This window comes from Parafrankia discariae (assembly GCF_000373365.1).
GTDB lineage: Bacteria > Actinomycetota > Actinomycetes > Frankiales > Frankiaceae > Parafrankia > Parafrankia discariae.
This window is the reverse complement of sequence record NZ_KB891208.1, coordinates 272,580-297,687: the sequence shown is the minus strand read 5'-3', so window position 1 is coordinate 297,687 and position 25,108 is coordinate 272,580. Positions and strand designations below refer to the sequence as shown.

Below are 25,108 nucleotides of genomic sequence, written 5' to 3'. Positions count from 1 at the left end.
CCGCAGGCTTGACCGGGCTGATCGCAGAAGGTGCCGAGGGAGGGCCGTGTACGCGTATAGGCCAACATGACGAGCTTCATCGCGATCCCTCCCTCACTCTGCGCAGGAACGGGCTGCCAGCAGCCCGCGAGCGCTGTTGATCGCGCTCCGGTGTTCATGGAACACGGTAGGAGCCATCGCCCACGCTGACAACTTATTTTCCACGTGATCACGAAGACACCCTCAGCCACAGCGCGACTCCGCCCACCATCGGCGTGTCACGCTCCGACACCAGAGGTCGGCCCGCGAACGGTCAGCCGACCGGTGGACGCCCCGTGACCAGCGCCAGGACGTCCTCGCCGTAGCGGTCGAGCTTGCTCTGACCGATGCCGGGCAGCGCCACGAGCTCGGCGACGGTCGACGGGCGCCGTTCCGCGATCAGCCGCAGCGTCGCGTCGGTGAGGACCACGAAGGCCGGCGCGCCCTGTTCCTTCGCCCGGCGCGCGCGCCAGGCCCGCAGCCGCTCGAACAGCTCGCCGTCCACCGGCCCGCCCGGGCAGGCCTCGCACCGACCGACGCGGGCCTCGGCGCCCGCCAGCGGGCGCCCGCAGACCCGACAGAGCACGCTCGACCGGCTCCGCGCGCGGCCACGGCCGGGGCCGGCGGCGCCGGGCTCCGCGCGCGCCGCGGCGGAGCGGGCCGCGGACGAGCCGCCCCGGGAGGCCTCAGCCGCGCGGCGCGGCTCGTCCAGGAACCGGGACGGCCGCCGGGAGCGGCGCGCGCCCTCGGCCCGTGCCAGTGCCCAGGACAGCGTCAGGTGGACCCGCGCCCGGGTGACCCCGACGTAGAGGAGTCGGCGTTCCTCGGCGAGCTGCTCGTCGGTCTGGGCGTGCACGATGGGCAGCATCCCGTCGACGAGGCCGACCAGGAACACCGCGTCCCACTCGAGGCCCTTGGCCGCGTGCAGCGAGGCGAGGGTGACGCCCTGCACCGTCGGGGTGTGCTGGTGCGCCGCGCGCTCGGCGAGGTCGGCGGCGAAGACGGCGAGATCGGCCTCGGGCTGGCGGGCCTCGAGGTCGACGGCGAGGCGGTGCAGCGCGGCCAGGTTCTCCCAGCGCTCACGGTCGGCACCCGGCCCGGCCGGCGGCGACCCCGGCCGCCAGCCGAGCGAGCTGAGGACGTCCGCGACCACGTCGGTGAGCCCGCCGGGGCGGTCGGTCTCGGCGGAGCGCAGCGCGGCCCGCAGCATCCGCACCGCGCCGGTCACCTCGGGCCGCTCGAAGAACTTCTCGCCGCCGCGGACGAGGTAGGGGATCTCCGCCCGGCCCAGCGCCGTCTCGTACGCCTCCGACTGGGCGTTGATCCGGTACAGCACGGCGATCTCGCTGGCCGGGACGCCCGTGCCGAGCAGGCCGCGGATCCGCCGGGCCACGGCGGCGGCCTCCTCGGGCTCGCTGTCGGACTCCAGCCACACGGGTTCCGGGCCGCGCGGACGCATCGCGACGAGCCGCCCCGACGCCCCCCGCGCGTCGGGGGCGGGCGGGCCGGGCGGAGCGGCACCGTCGAGCAGCCGGTTCGCCAGCGCGACCACCTGGGGGGTGGAGCGGTAGTCCCGGACGAGGCGGACGACCGTCGCGGCCGGGAACCGGCGCGGGAACTCCACCAGGTGCCGCGCGGTGGCGCCGGTGAAGGAGTAGATGGTCTGGTTCGCGTCCCCGACGACGCACAGGCTGTCGCGGTCACCGAGCCAGGCGTCGAGCACCCGCTGCTGCAGCGGGTTGACGTCCTGGTACTCGTCGACGACGAAGTGGCGGTAGCGGGCGCGGAGCTCGGTGGCGACCCAGCCGTGCTCCTCGACCACGGCGGCGGTCAGCAGCAGCAGGTCGTCGAAGTCGAGGACCCCCGCCTCGCTCTTGACCTCCTCGTAGGCCTCGTAGAGGCGGGCGACGACGTCGGGCGCGAAGGAGCTCTCCCGGCCGTGGGCGGCGGCGTGGCGGACGTAGTCGGCGGGCGCCACCATCGACGCCTTCGCCCACTCGACCTCGGAGGTGAGGTCGCGCAGCTCGGCGCGGTCCGGGCGCAGCCGGACCCGGTTCGCGGCCTTCGCCATCAGCGGGATCCGGCTCTTCTCCAGCCTCGGCAGCGCCGCCCCGGCGACGGACGGCCAGAAGTAGCCGAGCTGGCGCAGCGCGGCCGCGTGGAAGGTGCGGGCCTGGACGCCGTCCACACCCATCACCCGCAGCCGGCCGCGCAGTTCACCGGCGGCCCGGTTGGTGAAGGTGACGGCGAGGATCTGCCCCGCCCCGACCTCCCGTTCGCTGACCATGTGCGCGATCCGGTGGGTGATGGTGCGGGTCTTGCCGGTGCCCGCGCCGGCGAGGATGCAGACCGGCCCGAGCGGGGCGAGCACGGCGGCGAGCTGCTCGGGGTCGAGCCCCTGCTCCGCTTCGGCGCCGGCCGGATCGACCGGCGTGACCGGCGTGACCGGCGTGACCGGATCAGGTGACGATCGACGATCGGGCGGCGACGCCGCGCGACGAGCCTCGGGGGCGCTGGGTCCGGACATCACCGGACACGGTAACCGGGCGCGGCCCGGGGAAGCGAAGTCGCCACGGCCTGGTTATGCAGAGCGTCCTACGCAGAAGTGCCGTCCATCGGACGTCACCGCCCGCAGTCCGTCATCTGACGGATCGTCGTCAACGGAGGTTCCACCGTGCTCACGATGTACACCACCCCCTGGTGTGGCTACTGCGTCCGTCTCAAGGGCCAGTTGGACCGGGCGGGGGTGGAGTACGTGACGGTCGACATCGAGCAGGACCCGACAGCAGAGCAACTTGTCCGCGATGCGAACAACGGCAACGCGACCGTACCGACCGTCGTCTTCCCCGATGGGACGGTGATGACGAATCCGACCCTCCGCCAGGTCACCGAGAAGGTCACTTCCGCCGCATAACGGATACGTAGGGCGACGATCTTTCGGGAGTTCATTCCTTCCCGACGCACACGCGGCCGGCTCGTGGGACGGTGTCCGTCACTGCCCGTGAACTTTGTGGGAGAGTTCGGCCTGTGTCGTCAGCACCTTCAGGACTCCCGTGGAGCACGGTCGACGCCGCGCTGAGAGCCACGCACGCACTCCACCAGATGGAGCAGACGTGCCTCGTCGCGGTGTCGGCGGATGTTGCCACCTACCTACGGGTGACCGGGCCGATCCCCGAGCTGGTTTCCGGGCTGAGTGTTCCGCGCGCCCGCTGTCTACCTGCCCGGATGCTTGATGGAGCGCCAGCCGCGGGTTCCCGGGCCGACCAGGATCCCGCCCTGGCCGACACCGTCGAGCCGGAACGGTTCGGCATCCTCAGCTATGTCGCGATGCCCGTCGTCGGGCCGGACGGGGCCGTTCTCGGCATCCTCACCGGCCTCGACCGGTCGTCACTCACCATTCCCGCCGAGACACTCAGTGTACTGAGGGCGATTGCGGACAGTCTGGGAGCGTCGGACGCACTCCGCGACCAACTCGGGCGGGAGGCCTCCTCGGGGGTTGCTGCCAGTAACGAGGCGGAGGGTGACGGAACGGGCGCCCGGGGCACCGAGAACGGTGCCCCGGGCGGCGAGCCGGGCGGGGCGGGGCCCGCCGGGCGGACGGCCGGCCCGGCTCACCCGCCCGGCACCGCCACGCCCGGCACCGTCACGTCACCTGACGTCACGTCACCTGACGTCACGCCACCGGACACCGCGCCAGCCCATGCCGCGCCGTCCGGTGGCCTGACGTCCAGTGACGCGGCGACCGGCGCGCCCGGGCCCGGTACGGGGGCGGCGAGCTCGCCGACGGCGGCTGCCGGCCCGGAGCGGGCATCGCACGGAGCACAACCGCCCCCGCCGGCCGGCGGCCACGGCCGGATCCCCACCCCGGACGCCGTCGCCCGCGCGATCAGGCCCGGGCCGGCGGGTCGACCCGGGACACCACGACCTGGACCGCCCCGGTCAGGACCACCCCGGCCGGGCACCGCGCGCGGGCCCGGCGGGGCGGGCGCCACCGGCGGTGTTCCCGTTCCCGGCGCCTCCGACATGCGGCTGCGCCGCGCGCCCACCGGCTGGATCGTCGAGGGACCCGGTGCCGAGATCCGCCCGGTCGGCGACCTGATCTCCGCGATGGTCCTGGCCGACCTGCTGGCCGAGGATCTCAGCCCGCCCGGGCGACCCCGGCGCGCCGACCGCGACCTCAACGAGACCGAGCAGCTCAGGCTGTCGGTGATCCAGCTCGAGCACGCGCTGGCGTCCCGGGTCATCGTCGAGCAGGCGATCGGCGTGCTCGCCGAGCGCAACCACATCAAGCCTCGGGACGCCTTCGAGCGGCTGCGCCGCACCGCCCGCGGGCTGGGCCGGCGGGTGCACGACCTCGCCCGCCAGGTAGTGGATTCGGTGGGCGACCCGCGGATCACCCTGCCCGGGGAGCTCAGCGGCCGCGGCGGCGGACCGGGCGCCGCGGGCGGGCCCGCGGGCGGTTCCCCGAGCGGCTCCGGGGGCGGCCAACCGCGCCCGACACCGCCGCGCGCCGCGCCGAGCCGCCGCTGACCCCGCGCCCGCCGCTGACCCCGGCACCGTCGTCGTCTCCGGCACCGTCGCTCAGGCCGACTCGACGGCTCCGAGCGCCCGTACCGCGTCGGTGATCTTCGACGCGTCCCCCACCAGCACGGTCACCAGCCCCGACGGGGCCAGCAGCTCCGCGGAGACCGCCTGGACGTCCGCCGCGGTGACGGTCGCGAGCGCCCGCGGATGGTCACGCAGGTACTCGACCCCGACCCCGGCGCCGGAGAGCCCGGACAGGGTGCCGGCGAGCCCGGCCGCGGTCGCGCTCGACAGCGCCAGCGTGCCGATCAGGTACTGGCGCGCGGCCTCGAGCTCCTCGGCCTCCGGCGGCAGGACGGCCATCCGGCCGAGCTCGTAGAGGATCTCGAGCAGCGCCGGGCCGGTGACGTCGGTGGAGACGTCCGCGGCGACGGTGAAGCGGGAGCCGGCCTGGTGGTGGTCGACCGAGCTGCGCGGGGAGTACGTGTATCCCTTGTCCTCGCGGATGTTGGAGACGAGCCGCGAGCTGAAGTAGCCGCCGAAGATCGTGCTCGCGAGCCGGAGCGCGGGATGGGCCGGCGCGGAGCGGTTGAGAGCGCGCCCGCCCATCCTGATGTTCGTCTGCACCGCGCCCGGGCGGTCGACGATCAGGATCGGGCCGGCGGTGGCCACGGACGCGGGCGGGTGGCCCGGGGCGGCGGTGCCCGCCCACGACCCGAACGCGGCCTCGACGGCGTCCAGCGCGCGCTCGGGGTCGACGTCGCCGACCAGGGTGAGGATGGCTCCGCCCGGGCAGACCCGGGCGGCGTGCAGCGACCGCACCCGCTCGACCCGGACCTCGGAGAGCACCGACGGCGGGATGATGGCGCTGCCGTAGGGGTGGTCGCCGAACATCCGGCGCACCAGCGCCTCACGGGCGATCACGGCCGGCTGGCTGAGCGCGATCGTCGTGTCCTCGACGATCCGGTCCCGCTCGCCGTCGAACTCGCTGTCGGGGTAGCTCGCGGTGGTCAGGACGTCGGCGATCAGCGCGAGCAGCGGTTCGAGGCTGGTCGCGAGCGCGGAGCTGACGATCGCCAGCCGGTCGGCGTCGACGCCGGCCCGCAGCGACCCGCCGAGGGCCTGCACGGCGGTCGCCAGGCCGACCCGGTCGCACCGGCTCGAGCCGGTGAGGATGGTCTCCGCCAGCAACTCGGCCTCGGCCAGGTGGACCAGCCCGGACCCGGCGAACGGGACGCGCAGCCGCAGCTCGACCAGCGGGACGCTGGAGCGGGCGACGACGTCCACGCGCAGGCCGTTGGGCAGTGTGCGCCGCACGACGGCCGGCAGCTCACGCGGAACGGTCGGGATCACCGCCGGGATCTTCGACCCGGCCTCGGCGGGCACGGGGATCTCGGCCGTGGCCGCAGCGGTCGTCGTCACCATGCCTCCTCGTCCCCCGGACGGGGGATGCCACCGCGGACCGTCCCGCTCGGGATCATCTCGCTCGCCGGCCCGGCGTGCGCCATCAGGCGGCTCCCGCCCGCAGCTCCAGCACGGAGCGGCCCTGGGTGCGCAGCGCGCCCGCGGCCGCGGCGACCGCGTCGGCGGTCACCTCAAACAGCAGCCCGGGCAGCTCGTTGAGCAGCTCGGGACGGCCGCGGTGCAGCTCGAACGTCGCCATCGCCAGCGCCCGGCCGAGCGCGTCGTCGGACTCGCGCAGGATCGCCGAGGCCACCTGGGCCTGCACCCGCTCGAGCTCGCCGGGCTCCAGGCCGTCACCGGCCAGCCGGTCGAGCTCCTCGTCGACGGCCGCGAGCACCGTGTCGGCGGTCGAGTCCCCGGCGTGCCGGGCCTCCAGCGTCAGCAGCAGCGGGTCACGCTGGTCGAACGGGTCCCCGAAGGTGCCGACGTAGCTGCTGACCGCGGTCACCGAACGGTCCTTCTGGACCAGGCGCCGCTCCAGCCGGCTCGCGTCACCGGTGGTGAGGACGTCCGTCAGCAGGTAGGTGGCGAGGAACGCCGGCAGGTCGGCGTCGGGGTCGGGCACCCGGTAGCCGACGGCGAGCGCGGGGCGTGGGGCAAGTTTATCGACGAGCGACTCGCGGCGTTCCTCGGCGCGCACCGGCTCGGCGAAGCTGCGCCGGGTCGGCACCGGGCGGGCCGGGATGGCGCCGAAGTACCGCTGGACGAGCTCGAGCGTCGCGTCGGGGTCGAACTCGCCGGCGACGGTCAGCACCGCGTTGCCCGGCGCGTAGAACTTGTCGAAGAAGTCGGCGGCGTCGTCGAGGCTGGCCGCCTCCAGCTCGGAGAAGTCGCCGTAGCCGTTGTGGGCGTTCGGGAAGGTGTCGAAGGCGACCGGCGGGAGGGTGATCCACGGGAACCCGCCGTACGGCCGGTTCAGCACGTTGACCCGGATCTCCTCCTGTACCACCGCGATCTGGTTGTCCAGGTTCTCCCGGGTGATCCGCGGGGCGCGCATCCGGTCGGCCTCGAGGAACAGCGCCAGCTCCAGCGCGCCGGAGGGCAGCAGCTCGAAGTAGTCCGTGTGGTCGGGGTGGGTCGACCCGTTGAAGATGCCGCCGGCGGCCTGCACGTACTTCGGGTGCTCGGCCTTGCCCACGTTCTCGCTGCCCTGGAACATCAGGTGCTCGAACAGGTGCGCGAACCCCGTGCGCCCCTCCGGCTCCGAGCGGAAACCCACGTCGTAGTGCACGGCGACCGCCACCACGGGGGCCGTGCCGTCCGGGGCGAGCAGCACCCGCAGGCCGTTGTCGAGCGTCACTCGCCGAACCGGGTACGAGGGGGCCGCCACGGTGGCCCTCACCGCGCTGGACGCGGGCGGGCCGGCGGCTGGGCGTGAGGACACATCGCCACGCTACTGCCCACGCCGTCCGGCCGGCGACCTTCGGCCGGCTCCGCCACCCCGCCAGATCTCCTCGCGCGGACCAGAGGACTACGAAAGGGCAACCTGAACACCGTCAGGGATGACGGCGCCCACCGCTGCCCGCGGCGGAGACCAGAAACACCAGCACCGCGGCCACCGCCACCTGCAGCAGCAGGGTCAGCGGCCAGCCGCCGTCGACACTCGTCGCGACCACCAGCCCGAGCGCCGCGCCCAGCAGACCGATCAGAACCGTCATGAGACAGCCGATCGGCGCCCGACGCCGCGCCGGGACGACCGCCCGGCCCAGCAGGCCGACCACAGCACCGGTGAGCAGCACGCTGACGATGCCGGTAGGCGTGTCCACGGCACCGATTGTGCTCCCCGGGCCAGCCGGCACCCCCACCTACGGGCCAGAAGCGCAGACTGTCCCGGTGGGACAATTTCCGCCCGGGCTGGGCGGCTGCCTCGCCGGTGAGCTGCGCGAGCTCGGTGACGAGATCATCGCCGCCATCGCGGGTGAGGTGCCCGCCTACGCCCGCCCGCTGGAGGGGTCGTTCGGACAGGGCGTGCGGCGCGGCGTGGACGAGGCGCTGGCCCGCTTCCTCGCCATCGTCGAGGCCGGCCCGGACGCCGCCCCCGACCTGGCCGCGGGGCGCGACGTCTACGTGCGGCTGGGGCGCGGCGAGGTGCGGGCCGGGCGCTCGCTGGACAACCTGCTCAGCGCCTACCGGGTGGGCGCGCGGATCTCCTGGCGCCGGCTCGGCGAGGCCGCCCGCCACGCCGGCCTGGACGCCGCCGGGCTCGTCTCCCTCGCCGAGATGATGTTCGCCTACATCGACGGGATCTCCGCCGCCTCCGCGGAGGGCTACGCGCTGGCCCAGTTCGAGGTCGCTGGCCAGCGGGAACGGCTGTGGGACCGGCTCGGCGAGCTGCTGCTCTCCGGCACCGACCCCGTCACCATCGAACAGGCCGCCGCCGCGGGGGCGTTCCGGCTGCCCGACCGGATGGCGGCCGTCCTGGTGCCGACCGGGCCCGACGGGCAGCTCCCGCCGCGGCTGCCCACCGGCTGCCCGCGCACCGGCCACGGCGTCGACTTCTGGGTGTTCGTCGGGGACGCCGACGAGCCGGCCCGGCGCAGCTGGCTGGCCGACCGCCTCGACGGCACAGGGGCGGTGGTCGGCCCGACCGTCCCCTGGCAGGAGGTGACCGGCAGCGTGGAACGCGCCGGGCTGGCCCGCGCCGCCCGGCTGGCCGGCCGGCTGCCCACCGCGGCCGGGCAGGACCCGCTGTTCACCGACGACCACCTGACCGCCCTGCTGCTGGCCCGCGACCCCGGGCTGCTCGACGACCTCACCCGCCGCCGGGTCGCCCCGCTCGCCGGGCTGCCCGAACGCACCCGGGCCCGGCTGGCCGAGACCCTGCTCTACTGGCTGGCCCTGCACGGGCAGCGCCGGCTGGTGGCCGAGCGGCTGCACATCCATCCGCAGACCGTCCGCTACCGGGTCAGCCAGCTGCGCGAGCTGTTCGGCGACGCGCTGGACGACCCCGACACCCGCTTCGAGCTCGAACTCGTCCTGCGTGCCCTGACCGGCCAACGCCCGGGCGACCCGGCGGCACCGCCCCCGCCCGACGCGACGGGCGTCCAGGGCTCCGCGGGCGTGGCGGGCTCCGCGGGTGTCACGGGCTCGACAGGCGTCCCGGGTGTGGGAATGCCCGTCCGGGCCGGCTGACGGGCGGCGTTCGCGCTACGGTCCGTACTGTGCGGGTGGGCTCGTTCAACGTGATGCACGGCCTGTCCCTCGCCGACGGGCGGGTCGAGGTGGACCGCTTCGCCGCGGCCGTCGCCGACCTCGACTGCGACGTCCTCGGCCTGCAGGAGGTCGACCTGGCGCAGCCCCGCTCCGGTGGCGGGGACCTCGCCGCCGCCGCCGCGACGGCGCTCGGCGCCCCCGACACCGGCTGGCGCTTCGCCCCCACCGTGTACGGCACCCCGGGGCACCGCTGGCGGCCGGCGGAGGGCGAGCGCCGCGCCGACGAGCCCGCCTACGGAATCGCGCTGGTCAGCAGGCTGCCGGTGCACCGGTGGTGGGTGGTTCCACTCGGCCGCGCGCCGGTGAGCTCCCCGGTCCTCGCCCCGGGAGCGAACCGCCGGGCCCGACTCATCCTGCTCGACGACGAACCGCGGGTCGCGCTCGCGGCTGTCGTCGAGACCACCAGCGGACCACTGACCGTGGTGACCACCCATCTGTCCTTCGCGCCGGGGTGGAACGCGTTCCAGCTCCGCCGGCTGGTGCGCGGGCTGCGCGGCGTCGCCGGGCCGGTCGTGCTGCTCGGCGACCTGAACCTGCCGGGCCGGCTACCGACCGCGCTCACCGGATGGCGCCGGCTCGCCACCCACCGCACCTACCCCGCGCACGCACCCCGGGTGCAGCTCGACCACGTTCTCGCCCGCGGCCCGGTCGGCACCGTCGCCACCACCGAGGCCCGCCGCACCCAGATCTCCGACCACCTCGCCCTCCTCACCGACCTCCGCCGCTGACACCCCGCTCCGCCGCCCACCGGGCCGGGGCCACCGGGCCGGGGCCCGCGGTGCGGTCGGATGGATGATCCGCGGTGCGGTCTCAGGTGCGGTCGGTGGGCCGGGCGCGGCCCGAGAGCAGGTCGGTGATCTCGTCCTCGCCGAGCAGCGGCGGGTGCACGACCTGCCCGGACGCGACGTAGAAGTAGGCCGCGTCGACGTCCGCCACGGGCACGCCGCGGACCCGGGCCCAGGCCACCCGGTAGACCGCGAGCTGGACGGGGTCGGCGGTCTCCGAGCCGGTCTTCCAGTCGACGACCTCCCAGCGCCCGCCACCGAGCTCGTAGACCGCGTCGATGCGCCCCCGCACCGCGCGCCCGCCGATCATCACCTCGAACGGCGCCTCCAGCGCGAACGGGCGGCGGGCACCGTACGGGCTGGCCAGGAACGCCGCCTGCAGGCCGGAGAGGTCGTGGTCGTCCAGGACGGCGGTGGCGTCCGCGGCGTCGGCGAGATCCTCGACGTCGATGAGCGGCCGCTGGTCGAACATCTCCTCCACCCAGGCGTGGAACCGGGTGCCCCGACGGGCCTGCGGCACCGGCCGGCGCGGCACCGGCCGGGCCAGGTCGCGGGCGAACTCGACCGGGTCGGCGCGCATCCGCACGATCTCGGACGCGGTCAGGCTCGCCGGGATCGGGACGTCCCGGAACGGGGCCCGGGCCACGCGCTCCTCGGCCAGCAGCAGCGCGGCCTCGCGGTCGAGCTCGGCGAGCAGGGCCCGCTCGCGGGCGGTCATCCCGGCCGGCTCGTCGGCCGGGGGGGCCTGGCCGGAGCCGATCATCGCCAGGGTCTCGGTGACGCCGGCCGCCGCCTCCCGCCGGCGCGCGAACGCCACCGGCTCGTAGGGGGTCGGCCACGCGAACTCCGCCGGGACGGCCAGCGCGGGGTTCCCGCCCGACGCCGGTTCGGACGTCCACGCGTCCACCTGCCCGTTCCCGGCGGCCGCGTGATCGTGCAGCTCGGTGAGGAACACCGAGGGGCCACGCCTGGTGCGCTGGGTCGGCCCCCACCAGTGGCCGCTGCCGAGCAGCACCGACTTGGCCCGGGTGAACGCGACGTAGGCCAGCCGCCGTTCCTCGCGCTCCTGGTACTCCCGGCAGTCCGCGGTGTAGGCCTCCAGGGCCGCCTTCGAGTCGTCGAGCTCGTAGGACGGCAGCTCGGCCGCGTCACCGCGCAGCGGGGTCGGCAGCACGCCGGTCGTGGTCGGCCACCTGTCCCGCACTGTCAGGTCGGGGAAAACCCCCCGGCTCAGGTTGGGCACGGCGACGACCTCCCATTCGAGGCCCTTCGCGCGGTGCATGGTCATCAGCGCGACGGCGTCCGCGCCGGACGGCCCGGTGATGTCCAGCCCGCGCTCGTGCTCACGGGCCGCCCGCAGGAAGCCGAGGAAGGACGTCAGCGAGTTCGGCCCGTCGGGGTCGTCGAAGTCGGCCGCCGCGTCGAAGAAGGAGGCCAGGTTCTCCCGGCGGCGAGCCGCCACGGCCCGCGGGCTGGCGGCGAGCTCGACGTCCAGCCCGATCGTGGAGATCACCCGGTGGAGCAGGTCGAGCAGCCCGTCGCCGACGTGCGCGCGCAGCGTCGCCAGCTCCGCGCCGAGCCGGACGACGCGTTCCCGCCCCTGGGCCGAGATCTCCCCGCCGGGGTCGGTGAGGGCGTCGGCGAGGGCGACGACGTCGCACGGGTCGACCCCGGCGACGGCCTCCGCCAGCGCGCCGCCGGCGCCGTCCCCGCCGGCGGCCGTCGGGGCGGTCGGGCTGGTCGTGTGCAGCAGGGCGCGCGCGCGGCGGCCCAGCGCCGCCAGGTCACGCGGGCCGAGGCGGACCCGCGGCCCGGTGAGCAGCCGGACGAGCGCCGCGTTGGCGACCGGGGAGTCCAGCGCCTCCAGCACGGCGACGACGTCGGCGACCTCGGGCAGGTCCAGCAGGCCGGCGAGGCCCACCACCTCGACCGGCAGCCCGGCGGCGGTCAACGCCGTGTGCAGGGCTCGGACGTCCGAACGGGCCCGCACGAGCACGGCCATGTTCCCGGGCCGCTCCCCCGCCGCCACCAGCTCGGCCAGCCGGGTGGCGATCCAGGTGACCTCCTGCGCCCAGCTCTCGTGCAGCGCCACCAGGGTGCGCCCGGCGGTGACGACGTCCGCCCGGGGGCGCAGCTCGACGACGTGGTGGCGGGCCCGCAGTGGCGCGGCCACGTCGTTGGCCAGGGTCAGCAGCCGGCCGCCGCTGCGCTGGTTCACCGACAGCAGGTACCGCGCGGACGGGGTGCCGTCGGCGTGCGGGAAATGGTCGGGGAAGTTGTCCAGGTTGGCCACCGACGCGCCGCGCCACCCGTAGATCGCCTGGCAGGGGTCACCGACGGCGGTCACCGGATGGCCGCCGCCGAACAGCCCGGCCAGCATCGTGCGCTGGGCGACGGAGGTGTCCTGGTACTCGTCGAGGAGCACCACGCCGGCCCGGGCCCGCTCGGCGGCGCCGACCTCCGGGAAGTACCTGGCCAGCCGGGCGGCGAAGGTGACCTGGTCGCCGAAGTCGAGGACGTCCCGGCCGCGCCGGGCGGCGCGGTAGTCGGCGACGAGGCCGGCGAGCTCACGGCGCCCCCGGGCGGTGATCGCCATCCGGCGCAGCTCCTTGCGCAGGCCCTTCGTGCCCGGCCGCGGCTGCGCGCTCGCCAGGGCCGCCATCGCCCGGTCGAACAGGTCCGCGTCGAAGGCCATCAGGTCGTCGGCGGAGACGAGATGCTCGCTCATCTCCCCGTCGAGCGCGACGAGGTCGGCGACGAGCGCGGGCATCGACTTCGTCAGCGCCTCGACGCGGCCGCGGTGGGCGCGGGCGACCCGGGCCGCGAGCTGGTAGCGGGCCGCGGCGACGAGCATCCGGGTGTCGGGCTCGAGGCCGAGGCGCAGCGCGTGCTCGCCGACGAGGCGCCCGGCGTAGGCGTGGTAGGTGCCGATCGTCGGCTCGTCGGCGGCGTCCGCGGCGGGCTGGCCGGGGACACCCGCGCCGGTGGGGGCGTCCCCGCGGGCGCGCCGCAGCGCCGCCCGCACCCGGCCGGCCAGCTCGGCGGCGGCCTTGTTCGTGAACGTCAGGCCCAGCACCCGGCCCGGCTCGACCTGGCGGGTGGCCACCAGCCAGACCACCCGGGCGGCCATCACGGACGTCTTGCCCGACCCGGCGCCGGCGATGACGACCACCGGCTCCAGCGGCGCGGTGGCCGCGGCCAGCTGTTCGTCGGTGTACGGGACGCCGAGCAGCTCCCGCAGGTACTCCGGTTCCGGCAGCGGGCCGGTCGGGGTGCCGCCCGCGCCCGCCGGCTCCGGGCCGAGACCGGGGAGCACCTGCTCGGCGGCCCCCGCCGCGCCGGTCAATCGATCACCTGCTCCCCCTCCGGCCGCCCCGGGCAGCACCGACGGAACGAACACATCGTGCACCCCTCGCCGGGGGTGGGTCGGAAGGACTCGGTCGTGACGGTCCGCACCGCGTTCTCGACCATGTCGTCGATCCACGCCCGGCCGCCGGGGAGCGCCTCCTGACGCCGCACCTCGGGCGGCCCCGGCTCCTCCGCCGGCAGCCGCGGGCCGGTGTTGTCGCCGCCCGCGTCCCGCCGCAGCTGGACCAGCTCCGCCCCGCCGGGCACCGCCGCCGGCCGCTCGCCGGCGGTGGACGGCTCCCCGGCCCCGGACGACTTCCCAGCCCCAGGCGCCTCACCGGGCACGGGCACCGCACCGGACGCGGACGGATCGTGGCGGCGGGCGGCCTCGGCCAGAACCGGGTCGAGGGCACCCTCGCGCACCGCGAGCTGGTAGCTGCCCAGCTGCGCGTGGGTCGCCAGGTCGCGCCGGCTCGGCGGCGTCCGGCCGGTCTTGAAGTCGACGACGTGCACCCGGCCGGCGTCGTCGAGCTCGACCCGGTCGATGAAGCCGCGCAGCCGCACCACCCGGCCCGCCACGTCGATGTCGCAGGAGAACCGCACCTCGGATGCGACGACCTCACGGCCGCGCTGCGCGGCGTGCCATTCGAGGAACCGGCCGAGCGCCTCCCGCGCCGCCACGCGCTCCTGCTCGGAGCGCCACCGCGAGTCGAACTCCAGATGCCGCCAGACCAGGTCGAGCCGCGCGTCGAGGGCCTCGAGCCGGGCCTGCGTGCGGCCCGTCGTCACCTCGTCGGCGAGGGCGTGCACGACCTTGCCGAAGCCCTGCGCGGGCGACGCCGGCTCGGCGGCGTTCGCCTCGTGCTCCAGGAACCAGCGCAGCCCGCAGGAGCTCAGGCCCGACAGCGAGGACCCGGAGAGCCGGATCGGCGCCTCGGGCGCGACGACCGGGACGTCCGAGCTGGTCACCTCCAGCAGGCCCCACCAGCGGTCCGGATGGGCGGCGGGCACCAGCGCCCGGCCGGTCTCGTCGGCGGCGGCGGCCAGCGCGGCGAGCCGGATCCCGGCGGCCGCCCGCGCCGCCGCCGACGCCTCCGGGTCGACGGTCAGCCGCCGCAGCGCGGCGACCAGGCCGACCAGGGTGAGCGGGCGCGGCGGGCGGGACCGGACGCTCTCCACCTGCACCCCGAGCTCGGCCAGGAACCTGCTGGGCTGCTCCCCGTCGTCGTCGGCGCCGTCCACCGCGGTCACCACCAGGCGGCGGCGCGCCCGGGTGAGCGCCACGTAGAACAGGCGGCGCTCGTCGGCGAGCAGCTCATCCCTGGTCCGCGGCGGGCGGACGCCGCCGTTGCGCGGCGAGTCGAGCTGCTCGGCCCCGAGCAGGGTGTGCCGCTGGCGCAGGTCCGGCCAGACGCCGTCCTGCACGCCGCAGACGACCACGACCTCCCACTCCAGCCCCTTGGCGCGGTGCGCCGTGAGCAGCCGGACGGTGGCCGGCCGCCCGGCCCGGGCCTGCGCCGTCTCCGGCGCGATCCGCTGGCGGGTCAGCTCCTCGACGACGGAGCTCACCCCGAAGCCCGGCCCGCGCCGCTCGCCGAGACGCCCGACGGCGTCGAACAGCGCGACGACGGCGTCGAGGTCACGGTCGGCCGACCGACCGCCCGGCCCGCCGACCGCGGACGCCCGTTCCAGCCTTGGGCCCCACTCGCTGGCCGTCCACAGCGTCCACAGCGCGTCCTCCGGGGCCGCCCCGCGCCGCAGTTCGGCGCGCACGGTCCGCAGCAGCCGCCCGAGCCGGCGCGCGGGCGCGGCCAGCTCGTCCGGGACGGGGAGCAGCACCCGCTCCGGATCGGCGACCGCCTCACGCAGCAGCTCGGCCGAGGACGCGGGCAGCCCGAGCACCGGCCCGTCCGCCTCCGGTGCCGAGCGCGGCTCCGGCAGGACGATCGGGCCGGCGGCGGCGCCGCTGGCCGCGCTGTCCCGGGCCGCGCTGTCCCGGGCCGCGGTGCGGGCGGCGGCGTCGTGGGCGCGCAGCGCGCGGCCGAGGGCGCGCAGGCCGGCCGGGTCCGCGCCGCCCAGCGGGGAGGTCAGCAGCGCGCGCGCCGTCTCCGGCGTGAGCTGGACCGCTGGGTCGTCCGCGCAGCGCAGGGCCGTGAGCAGCAGCGCCGCCGCCGGTTCCCGCGCCGGCGGCAGCTCCCCGCCCGCCACGCTCACCGGGACGCCGGCCGCCGTCAGCACCCGGCGCAGCAGCCCGAGCGGCGCGGTGGAGCGGACCAGGACCGCCATGTCCGCCCAGTCGACGCCGTTCTCGAGATGCTCGCGGCGCAGCAGCTCGGCGATCGCCTCCGCCTCGGCGCCGGCCGTCGGATAGGTGCGGGCCGCGACCTGGCCCGGCCCGGCGGAACCGGCGGAGACGAGATCGCGGTGCGCGCGGACGTGCCGGACCGGCAGGCCCGCCGACGGGAGCGCCGCCGCGACGCGACGGGAGGCGGCCAGCGGCGCCGGTGCCATCCGGCGGCACCGCCGCAGCGCGGCGACGGGTGCCGGCGAGCCGTCGGCCCGGGGGAACCGGTTCGGGAAGTCGAGCAGGCCCCGGACCTCCGCCCCGCGGAAGGCGTAGATCGACTGGTCCGGGTCGCCGAAGACGACCAGGTCGCCCCCGCCGCCGGCGACCGCGCTCAGCAGCCGCTCCTGCGCCGGGTCGGTGTCCTGGTACTCGTCGACGAACACCGCCCGGTAGCGCTGGCGCAGCTCGGCACGGACCTCCGGCTCGACGACGAGGTTCGCCGCCGCGTGCACCAGATCGGCGTAGTCGAGGGTGCCCTCCGCGCCGAGGGCGTCGAGGTAGTCGCCGTAGAACTCGGCGACGGCCGCCCAGTCGGCGCGGCCCACCCGGCGGGCGATGCGCGCCAGTGCCGGCGGGTCGACGCCGACCTCCCGGGCCCGGGTGAGCAGCATCCTGATCTCCTCGGCGAAGCCGCGGGTGTTCAGGCAACCGGTGAGCGGGTCGGGCCAGACCGGGCGCCCCAGCTCGCGGGAGCCCTCGATGAGGTCGCGCAGGCGGGCGTCCTGCTCGGGGCCGGACAGCAGGCGAAGGCCGCCGAGCGGGGTGGCGGCGCCGTACGCGCGCAGCAGCGCGAGGCACCAGGCGTGGAACGTCCACGCCGCCGGCCCGACGGCCGCCGCCCCGAGCCGGACGGCGAACCGCTCACGCAGGTGGCGGGCGGCCCGCCGGCTGAACGTGAGCACCAGCAGGGACGCCGGATCCGCCCCGGCCTCGATCCGCCGGGCGACGGCCTCGACCAGGGTCGTGGTCTTTCCCGTCCCCGGACCGGCGAGGACAAGTAGCGGACCACCGGCGTGTCCCACCACGTCGGCCTGCGCCGTGTCCAACACGATGGGTCCGGCCACCGGGACGGAGGGCGACACCAGGCGAAACGACGGCCGCCGGGCAGGGCGGGTGAGCGTCGACACGGTGACCACGCCGCACAGCACATCACGACACTCTGACAAGATCGCCAAAGCACGGACGAGGTCGGCGCGGATGGCACGGAAGTGCTGTCAGCGCGACGACACCGGCACCCTTTGGAGCAGCACAAAGATGAGTACGAATACCCCCAAAAGTGTCGAAACAGCTGCGAGTCAACGTCGGAACGTGGCAGCTTCACCTGGCATGACGGACGACGACATTCCGGCCGGCCGTTCCGAGCGGACCGCACCGGAGGCCCAGGGGGCATCCATCGGAGGACAGGCGGGACAGCCACGCGCCGGCGCCACGGCCCCGGCGCCGCCGGTCACGGCACCACGTCCGCGAGCCGGCGCGGCGGACGGCGCCGGTGCCGGACTCGGTGCCGGTGCCGCGACGGCGGCCGACCCACTCGCCGTGCCGGCCGGCGCCGTCGCCGCGGGTGGTGGCGAGTACGCCGGCCGGGTCGCCTTCGTGACCGGGTCCGGTTCGGGGATCGGCGCCGCCTGCGCCCGCCGGCTGGCGGCGGCGGGTGCCTTCGTCGTCCTGGCCGACCGGGACACCGTCGCGGCCAAGGAGGTCGCCGGCGAGATCGAGGCGGCCGGCGGCGCCGCGCTGGTGGTGGCGGTCGACGTCGCCGACCCGGAGTCGGTGGCCCGGGCCGTCGGCACGGCGATCGAGGCCGGCGGGCGGCTCGACCTCGCGGTCAACAACGCGGGCATCGCCACCGACCGGGCACCGCTGGAGGACATCTCCCTCGCCGACTGGGACCGGGTGCTCGCGGTCAACCTCTCCGGCGTCTTCTACAGCATGCGCGCCGAGATCCCGGCGATGCTCGCCGCGGGCGGCGGCTCGATCGTCAACATGGCGTCCGTGCTGGGCACGGTCGGCCTGCAGGGCACCCCGGCCTACGTCGCCGCCAAGCACGGCGTGATCGGACTCACCAGGGTGGCCGCGCTGGACAACGCGACGCGCGGCATCAGGGTCAACGCGGTGGCACCCGGGTTCATCGACACGACGATGGTCAGCTCACACCGCGGGGCACGCTTCTTCCAGCCGATGAACCGGCTGGGGACCGCCGACGAGGTCGCCGAGGTCGTCCACTTCCTGCTCTCCGACCGCGCGTCCCTGGTGACCGGCAGCGTCTACTCCGCTGACGGAGGGTTCACCGCCCGCTGACCGCACAGACGTGCCCCGACGCCGACCGGAGTCGACACCGGCCCCGACGCCGACCGGTAACCGGCACCCACCGGTGGCCGGCCCGGAATCAGGGCCGGTCGGGGCGGGTGAGGCCATCCCAGCGGGCTGCCGCGAGATCGACCCGATCACCGCCGGGCCGCAGCGGGGTGCCGTCCGCGCGCAGGCGACGCAGTGCCTCGGCGGGCGCGGCGGGGTTCGGCTCCCCGGACGCGCGGATCACCCGGTGCCACGGGACGTCGTCCTCGTGGCCGTGCCGCGAGAGGACCGCGCCCACGGTGCGCCCGGTGCCGGCGCCGACGAACTCGGCGACGTCACCGTAGGTCATGACCTTGCCGGCCGGTATCCGGGTGACGGCCTCCAGGACGGCCATCGCGTGCGGGCTCGGCCTACCCCCGACGTGGATCCGCGTCCCGACACCCGCCGAGACGGTGTCGGGAGACCGTCCCCGCCGACGCTCGCCGGGCCCGTCCGTCACCCGCACCATGCCCACCGACCTCCCGTCCCACTGCCAGACCACAGACCGCCGTCCAAAGGACTCATCAGGACGAGGCACAGACGACCGTGGCGGGTGGGCGCGTCCGTAGCGGACGCGCCCACCCGCCATGGATGCTCCGGGTGCAGGCCCGGGGACACGCCGCGGGCTGACGACGGCCGGGGGGCCGGATCAGTAGACGGGGAGGCCCTTGTCCACCTGGGTGGCCCAGGCGGTCACGCCGCCCTGGACGTGGACGGCGGTGGCGAAACCGGCGCCCTTCAGGGTCGCGAGCGCCTCGGCCGAGCGCACCCCGCTCTTGCAGTAGACGACGACCCGCCGGTCCTGCGGCAGCTCGGCCAGGTGCGCCGGCAGCTCCCCCTTCGGGATGAGGCGCGCGCCGGGGATCCGCACGATCTCCCACTCCGCGGGCTCACGGACGTCGATCAGCTCGATCGGCTCGCCGCCGTCCAGCATGGCCTTCAGCTCGGCGGCGGTGATCGTGGAGCCGGCCGCCGCGAGCTGGGCCTCCTCGGAGACCACGCCGCAGAACGCCTCGTAGTCGATGAGCTCGGTGATCGACGGGTTCTTCCCGCACAGCGGGCACTCCGGGTCCTTGCGCACCTTGATCGTCCGGTAGGACATCTCCAGGGCGTCGTAGACCATCAGCCGGCCGACGAGCGGGTCACCCACGCCGGTCAGCACCTTGATGGCCTCCGTGGTCTGGATCGACCCGATGGACGCGCAGAGCACACCGAGGACACCGCCCTCGGCGCACGAGGGGACCATGCCCGGCGGGGGCGGCTCGGGGTAGAGGCACCGGTAGCACGGGCCGTGCTCGGCCCAGAAGACGCTCGCCTGGCCGTCGAACCGGTAGATCGAGCCCCACACGTACGGCTTGCCGAGCAGCACGCAGGCGTCGTTGACCAGGTAGCGGGTCGCGAAGTTGTCGGTGCCGTCGACGATCAGGTCGTACTGGGCGAAGATCTCCATCACGTTGGAGGTGTCCAGCCGGGTCTCGTGGATCACCACGTTGACCAGCGGGTTGATCTCCCGGACGGAGTCGCGGGCCGACTCGGCCTTGCTCCGGCCGACGTCGGACTGCCCGTGGATGATCTGGCGCTGCAGGTTCGACTCGTCCACCACGTCGAACTCGACGATGCCCAGCGTCCCCACCCCGGCCGCGGCCAGGTACATCAGGGTCGGCGAGCCAAGGCCACCCGCGCCGACGGCGAGGACCTTCGCGTTCTTCAGGCGCTTCTGCCCGTCCATCGCGACGTCGGGAATGATCAGATGCCGCGAGTACCGGCGGACCTCGTCGACGGTCAGCCCCTCGGCGGGGGAGACCAGGGGCGGTAGTGACACGTTGCTCCTCACCTTCTCTGTCGTACCACCCGACGATGCCACAGCCGCCCGGTCCGGCAGCCGTGATCGGCGGTTCGTGCGACCGCCGACGACCCACCGGTTTCCAGGCGGCCCGCCGCGGCGGGCGCTTCACATGGTGCAGCGCGCCCCCGGGCCCTGGTGTTCCCCACCTCGCCCGGGACGTCCGAACCCTGCCCAGGGCGTCCAGAATCGCCCGGGAAGTCCGGCACCCACGGCCGGGACGTCCGGCACCCACGGCCGGGACGTCCCGCACCCGCGCGCGGGTGGGGCCGAGCGGTCGGTGGGCGGTAGCTGGCGACGACGAAACATCGGCGGCGGCCCCGGCCACGGGAATCGACGCGGCCGGTGGGGGTATCGGTGACACGCGCCGCCGGAGAACACCGGCCAGCGCGGGAACCAGCGCAGGATACCGACCAGCGCCAGATGACCGACCAGCGCCGAGGGAGACACCGATGAGGTCACCGACCGACCCCCCGTTGGACGTCCCGGACGCCGACGCCGCCGAGCAGTCCCGGGAGCTCCGCCCGTCGGGGACGCCCCAGGGTGGTCCCGCCGAGGCCGCTCAGAGCGCCGAGGCCCGCGAGGTCGACGAGTTCGACGCCGTCGAGCAGAGCATCGTGGTCGAGCAGGACGACGAGGAGGAATACAGGTAGGCCCGGGTCGGGGCCGGTATCCGGGGGAGTGGCCGGCCATCGCGGGTACTGTTGGCCACATGTCCGCGCGGCCGCGCACCGACGGCCCGCGCCTGATCGACCTTGTGTCAGATCGACCCCGTGTCCGATCGGCCTCGGGTCCGATCGACGATGCCGGTGACCGACGGGGAGGTACGCCGGTGACAGCCGAGCCCGCGGTGCCGCAGTCGCGGCCGGGCCGAACTCCTCGGCTCCCCCGCACAGCGCGCCGGTTCCAGCTGCTGGGGGCGGCCCGCGAGGTGTTCGTCGCCCAGGGCTACCACGCGGCCGCGATGGACGAGATCGCCGAGCGGGCCGGGGTGAGCAAGCCGGTGCTCTACCAGCACTTCCCCGGCAAGCTCGACCTCTATCTGGCGCTGCTCGACGAGCACTCCGAGAAACTGGTCTCGGCCGTGCGCGCGGCGCTCGCCTCCACTGCGGACAACCACATCCGGATCGAGCGTTCGATCCGGGCGTACTTCGACTTCGTCGCCGACCCCAGCGGGGCGCACCAGCTCGTCCTGGAGTCCGACCTGCGCAGTGAGCCGGCCGTCCGGCAGCGGGTGGAGAACACCTCGGCGCAGTGCGTGCGCGCGATCGCCGCCACCATCGTCGCGGACACCGGGCTCCCCCAGGAGGAGGCCGACCTGCTGGCGATGGGGCTGGTCGGGCTGGCCGAGTCGGGCGCGCGCTGGTGGCTGCTGCGGGACGGGCGGGTGTCGAAGGAGCGCGCCGTGGAGTCGCTGGTGGAGCTCGCCTGGCGTGGCATCGCCGGCTACCCGCAGCAACCCACCCCCGAGACGTCCTGACCCGGCCGCCGGCGTGGGCGGGTGCCGGCGGCGGGACATGTGCCGGCAGCGAACAGCGCCGCACAGCGCCCGAACGACGGCCCGCAGGCCATAGTGTGGGCGCTGATCGTCCGTCGGCGGCGGTGGCCGCGGCGGAGAAGTGCCCCTGGAAACTCGACCACGCGGAGGTTATCGAGTGGAGGTCAAGATCGGGATCAAGCACGTCGGTCGTGAGCTGGTACTGGAGAGCACCCAGTCACCGGAGACGGTCGCCGGGCTGATCAGCGAGGCGGTCGACGGCAAGACCGGACTTCTCACCCTCGTGGACGAGAAGGGGCGTCGGGTCGTCGTGCCCGTCGACGCGCTCGCCTACGTCGAGATCGCGGAGTCCGAGTCGCGCCGGGTCGGCTTCGGCACGGCCTGACAGGGCCAGCACCAGCTGCCGAACCAGCACCAATCTGCGAGACCAGCACCGCCTGGAAGACCAGCACCGCCTGACAGACCGGCGGACCGGCGTGGCGTCGGCCTCGAGGCGCGGTGTGTCCTCAGCGACACACCTCACCCCGACGGCCGGCGTCCGCATCCGGGCGGCCCGTTCCGTGGCCCCGTCCGGGCGACCCGGTCGGGTCCCGGCTCCCGCGGGCGGGCCCGTCAGGCGGAGAGGCCGAGCGCCGCCATCCGCCGGCCGTGCGCGGCCATGATGCGGTTGAAGATGCCGGCGATCTCCTGCAGATCACCGACGCCGGCGAGCAGGCCGGTCAACGCGTCCCGGTCCACCGCGACCCGCTGGGCCTGCGTCAGCGCCTCCCCCACCAGCCGGCGCGCCCACAGCGCAAGCCGGCCCGCCACCGCCGGGTTGGTCACGATGGCGGCCCGCACCCGCTCGACGGCGAACGCCGCGTGGCCGGTGTCGGCGAGCACGCTGAGCACCAGGGTGCGCGCCTGCGGAGCGAGCCGGCCGGCGATCTCGCGGTAGAAGTCCGCCGCGATGTTGTCGCCCACGTACGCCTTGACGAGGCTCTCCAGCCAGTCCGAGGGCGCGGTGAGGTTGTGGAACGCGGTCAGCGCCGGCACGAACGGCGCCATGGCCTGCTCCAGGTCGACCCCGAGCCGGGTGAGCTCGCGTTCGATGGCCTCGAAGTGCACGAACTCGGCGGCGGCCATCCGGCCGAGCGCGATCTTGTCCGCGAGCGTGGGAGACATGCGGGCGTCCGTCGCCATCCGCTCGAAGGCGGTCAGCTCGCCGTACGCGAGCAGGCCGAGCAGGTCGACGAGGGCCGGGTCGGCGACGCCCGCCACGGGTTCGGGCTCCGCGGCGCCCGGCGTGCCGGGCACGCCAGTTGCGTCGGTCACATCGGTCGCGTCGATCGCCCCGTTCACGTCGGCGGGAAGGGTTCCGGTCCGGGTCTGCGAGGTCTGCGCCACAGCGCGATTCTGGCACTCCGCGGCTCGCGCACCGCGGCGCGAGCCCGGCCCGGCGCCGGGTGCCACGGCTCGGCAACCGCGTCCCAACAGCGACGAGCGCCCTGGTAGCGGCTCCGGCGGCAGCCCGGTGGGCGGCCCCGCTCGGCGCCGCCGCACGGCGCCCGCGGGCCGCGCGCCGGCACTTGCGAGCCCCCCGGCGAAACCCTGTGGACGTCGGCTTTCGCGACGGCTGTGGGCGAGAACGTTGCAATATCACACCCGCTCGGGGCGAGACACGGGTTATCCTGGGCCTAGCCGGTGGTCATCACACCACCCAGCCGTCAGGCCGCTGATCGACTGGCGCCGCCCCGACACCGGGCCGCAGGCGCCGCGCGGCACAGCGAGCGGGTTCAGCGTAGGACACCGCTCAGAGCAGACCAGGAGCGTCCCGCTGTCCGTCACAAGCACACAAACGCCCGACCACGAACCCATCAGCGACGGCTCTGACACCACGAGCCCGACCGACACCAGCCCGGCCAGCACCACCAGCCCGGCCGACGCGCCGAATCCGGCCGACGCACCCAGTCTGGCGCCCACCTTCGCCGAGATCGGCGTGCGGGCCGAGACGGTCGCCGCCCTGGCGGAGGTCGGCATCATCCGGCCGTTCGCCATCCAGGAGCTCACCCTCCCCCTCGCGCTCGAGCGCACCGACATCATCGGGCAGGCGCGGACGGGTACCGGCAAGACCCTCGCCTTCGGCATCCCCATCGTCCAGGTCGTCACGGCGCCGGACGAGGGTGCGGACGGCCGCCCGCAGGCGCTCGTCGTCGTCCCCACCCGTGAGCTGTGCGTGCAGGTCACCGCGGACATCGCCCGCGCCGGCCTCGGCCGCGGGCTGCGCGTGCTGTCGGTCTACGGCGGCCGTGCCTACGAACCCCAGCTCAGCGCGCTGCGCGCCGGCGTCGACATCGTCATCGGCACGCCCGGGCGCCTGCTCGACCTCGCCCGGCAGAAGGCGCTCGACCTCGCGGGCGTGCGCGCCCTCGTGCTCGACGAGGCCGACGAGATGCTCGACCTCGGCTTCCTGCCCGACGTCGAGCGCATCCTCGCGTTCCTGCCGGAGCAGCGGCACACGATGCTGTTCTCCGCGACGATGCCCGGGCCGGTCATCTCGCTCGCCCGCAGGTTCATGAGCCGCCCGGTGCACGTCCGCGCCGAGCAGCCGGACGAGGGCCGCACCGTCCCGAACACGCAGCAGCACGTCTTCCGCGCGCACGCGATGGACAAGATGGAAGTGCTCGCCCGCGTCCTGCAGGCCGAGACCCGCGGGCTGGCGATGGTGTTCGTCCGCACCCGGCGCACCGCCGACAAGGTCGCCGAGGACCTGGCCCGCCGTGGCTTCGCCGCGGCGCCGGTGCACGGCGACCTGGGCCAGGGCCAGCGTGAGCAGGCACTGCGCGCGTTCCGCGCCGGCAAGGTTGACGTGCTGGTCGCCACCGATGTCGCCGCGCGCGGCATCGACGTCGGCGGCGTCACCCACGTCGTGAACTATCAGTGCCCGGAGGACGAGCACGCCTACCTGCACCGGATCGGCCGGACCGGCCGCGCCGGCGGCAGCGGCGTCGCGGTCACCTTCGTCGACTGGGACGACCTGCCCCGGTGGACGCTGGTCAACCGGGCGCTGGCGCTCCCGTTCGAGGAGCCGCTGGAGACCTACTCCACCTCGGCACACCTGTTCGAGCTGCTGGGCATCCCGACCGGGGTGAAGGGCACGCTGCCGCACTCGGAGCGGACCCGGGCCGGCCTGGCCGCCGAGGAGATCGAGGACCTCGGCGAGAAGGGCCGCGGCACCCGCCGGCGCACCCGCGAGCGGGAGGACGAGCGGCCCGCCCGCCCGGCGGCCCGTACCCGGGTCCGGCAGCGCACCCGCGGCGCCGGGGCGGCCGCGGCGGCCACCGGCCTCACCGTCGCCGACGGTTCGCCGGCCGACGGCTCGGCGCTCGACGACCCGACGCATGACGGCGCGGCCCTCGACGGCCACGCCGGCCTCGACGCCGGCCTCACCGGCACCGTGGACGTACCCGTCGCACCGGTCCGCGCCATCAGCGGCGACACGGCCCGCGGCGACACCGCCCCGGCCGAGTCCGGCGAGGACACCGCCACCGACCCGACGGCCGAGCCCGCCCGACGCCGGCGGCGCCGGCGCGGTGGCCGGGGGCGCGGCACGGGCACCGTGCGCGACACCGACGTGGAGTCGATGGACGACGACGCGGCCGGTTCCGACGCGGACCACACTCCCCGGGCCGAGTCGGCCTGACCGAGTCGGCCTGACCGGGGCCGACCTGGTCAGTTCGGCCCGGACCCGCGCG

At 75.3% G+C, this 25,108-nt stretch carries 18 protein-coding genes; 9 read left to right on the top strand and 9 right to left on the bottom strand.

Features of this window, described 5'->3' with window-relative positions:
* Positions 1-292: 292 nt before the first annotated feature.
* Positions 293-2,545: an ATP-dependent DNA helicase UvrD2 gene (locus tag B056_RS0112720; RefSeq protein ID WP_018502247.1), complete on the bottom strand. Its 2,253-nt coding sequence runs from the start codon at positions 2,543-2,545 to the stop codon at positions 293-295.
* A gap of 147 nt (positions 2,546-2,692) precedes the next feature.
* Here B056_RS0112720 and B056_RS0112715 point away from each other — a divergent pair, with 147 nt between their 5' ends.
* Positions 2,693-2,932 (top strand): mycoredoxin, encoded by a 240-nt coding sequence (locus B056_RS0112715; RefSeq protein WP_018502246.1) that lies wholly within the window; start codon positions 2,693-2,695, stop codon positions 2,930-2,932.
* A 188-nt stretch (positions 2,933-3,120) separates the two neighbouring features.
* A complete protein-coding gene (locus B056_RS44345) occupies positions 3,121-4,548 on the top strand; it encodes an ANTAR domain-containing protein (protein WP_018502245.1) in 1,428 nt (475 codons plus the stop codon).
* Between the two features lie 51 nt (positions 4,549-4,599).
* Here the strand turns inward: B056_RS44345 and B056_RS0112705 are convergent, their stop codons facing one another.
* The 3 genes from B056_RS0112705 to B056_RS0112695 form a co-directional block, all read right to left on the bottom strand.
* The gene (locus B056_RS0112705; protein ID WP_018502244.1) at positions 4,600-5,967 is read right to left on the bottom strand and encodes a M16 family metallopeptidase; all 1,368 of its coding nucleotides are present in this window, start codon (positions 5,965-5,967) and stop codon (positions 4,600-4,602) included.
* Positions 5,968-6,049: 82 nt separating this feature from the next.
* A complete protein-coding gene (locus tag B056_RS0112700) occupies positions 6,050-7,306 on the bottom strand; it encodes a M16 family metallopeptidase (RefSeq protein ID WP_018502243.1) in 1,257 nt (418 codons plus the stop codon).
* 196 nt (positions 7,307-7,502) lie between these two features.
* Positions 7,503-7,772 carry a hypothetical protein gene (locus B056_RS0112695; RefSeq protein WP_020572472.1) on the bottom strand — a complete coding sequence of 90 codons (270 nt, stop codon included), beginning with the start codon at positions 7,770-7,772 and terminating at the stop codon, positions 7,503-7,505.
* Positions 7,773-7,839: 67 nt separating this feature from the next.
* Between B056_RS0112695 and B056_RS0112690 the strand changes: the two genes are divergently transcribed.
* Together B056_RS0112690 and B056_RS0112685 are read left to right on the top strand one after the other, a co-directional pair.
* Positions 7,840-9,138 carry a helix-turn-helix domain-containing protein gene (locus B056_RS0112690; RefSeq protein WP_020572471.1) on the top strand — a complete coding sequence of 433 codons (1,299 nt, stop codon included), beginning with the start codon at positions 7,840-7,842 and terminating at the stop codon, positions 9,136-9,138.
* Between the two features lie 29 nt (positions 9,139-9,167).
* Positions 9,168-9,947: an endonuclease/exonuclease/phosphatase family protein gene (locus tag B056_RS0112685; protein WP_026239635.1), complete on the top strand. Its 780-nt coding sequence runs from the start codon at positions 9,168-9,170 to the stop codon at positions 9,945-9,947.
* 82 nt (positions 9,948-10,029) lie between these two features.
* On the opposite strand, the gene B056_RS0112680 is transcribed toward B056_RS0112685, so the two are convergent.
* Positions 10,030-13,350: an ATP-dependent DNA helicase gene (locus B056_RS0112680; RefSeq protein ID WP_018502239.1), complete on the bottom strand. Its 3,321-nt coding sequence runs from the start codon at positions 13,348-13,350 to the stop codon at positions 10,030-10,032.
* Positions 13,347-16,847 (bottom strand): ATP-dependent helicase, encoded by a 3,501-nt coding sequence (locus B056_RS0112675; protein ID WP_018502238.1) that lies wholly within the window; start codon positions 16,845-16,847, stop codon positions 13,347-13,349. Before B056_RS0112675 ends, B056_RS0112680 begins: the two co-directional genes overlap by 4 nt.
* Positions 16,848-17,025: 178 nt before the next feature.
* Here B056_RS0112675 and B056_RS36290 point away from each other — a divergent pair, with 178 nt between their 5' ends.
* Positions 17,026-17,997: an SDR family NAD(P)-dependent oxidoreductase gene (locus tag B056_RS36290; RefSeq protein WP_018502237.1), complete on the top strand. Its 972-nt coding sequence runs from the start codon at positions 17,026-17,028 to the stop codon at positions 17,995-17,997.
* Positions 17,998-18,085: 88 nt separating this feature from the next.
* On the opposite strand, the gene B056_RS36285 is transcribed toward B056_RS36290, so the two are convergent.
* Together B056_RS36285 and moeZ are read right to left on the bottom strand one after the other, a co-directional pair.
* Positions 18,086-18,502, bottom strand: coding sequence for an MGMT family protein (locus tag B056_RS36285; RefSeq protein ID WP_035751342.1), 417 nt, complete (start codon positions 18,500-18,502; stop codon positions 18,086-18,088).
* A 180-nt stretch (positions 18,503-18,682) separates the two neighbouring features.
* Positions 18,683-19,855: an adenylyltransferase/sulfurtransferase MoeZ gene (gene moeZ, locus B056_RS0112660; protein WP_018502235.1), complete on the bottom strand. Its 1,173-nt coding sequence runs from the start codon at positions 19,853-19,855 to the stop codon at positions 18,683-18,685.
* A 473-nt stretch (positions 19,856-20,328) separates the two neighbouring features.
* Between moeZ and B056_RS0112655 the strand changes: the two genes are divergently transcribed.
* The 3 genes from B056_RS0112655 to B056_RS0112645 all read left to right on the top strand — a co-directional run bounded on the left by B056_RS0112655 (position 20,329) and on the right by B056_RS0112645 (position 21,759).
* Positions 20,329-20,529 carry a hypothetical protein gene (locus tag B056_RS0112655; RefSeq protein ID WP_018502234.1) on the top strand — a complete coding sequence of 67 codons (201 nt, stop codon included), beginning with the start codon at positions 20,329-20,331 and terminating at the stop codon, positions 20,527-20,529.
* 179 nt (positions 20,530-20,708) lie between these two features.
* The gene (locus tag B056_RS0112650; RefSeq protein WP_018502233.1) at positions 20,709-21,356 is read left to right on the top strand and encodes a TetR/AcrR family transcriptional regulator; all 648 of its coding nucleotides are present in this window, start codon (positions 20,709-20,711) and stop codon (positions 21,354-21,356) included.
* Positions 21,357-21,531: 175 nt separating this feature from the next.
* The gene (locus B056_RS0112645; RefSeq protein WP_018502232.1) at positions 21,532-21,759 is read left to right on the top strand and encodes a DUF3107 domain-containing protein; all 228 of its coding nucleotides are present in this window, start codon (positions 21,532-21,534) and stop codon (positions 21,757-21,759) included.
* A 227-nt stretch (positions 21,760-21,986) separates the two neighbouring features.
* Here B056_RS0112645 and B056_RS0112640 read toward each other — a convergent pair whose 3' ends face one another.
* On the bottom strand, positions 21,987-22,760 hold the full coding sequence (locus B056_RS0112640; protein WP_018502231.1) for a ferritin-like fold-containing protein: 774 nt from the start codon (positions 22,758-22,760) through the stop codon (positions 21,987-21,989).
* Positions 22,761-23,352: 592 nt separating this feature from the next.
* Between B056_RS0112640 and B056_RS0112635 the strand changes: the two genes are divergently transcribed.
* Complete coding sequence (locus B056_RS0112635) at positions 23,353-25,056, top strand: DEAD/DEAH box helicase (protein WP_018502230.1); 1,704 nt, start codon at positions 23,353-23,355, stop codon at positions 25,054-25,056.
* Positions 25,057-25,108: the final 52 nt, after the last annotated feature.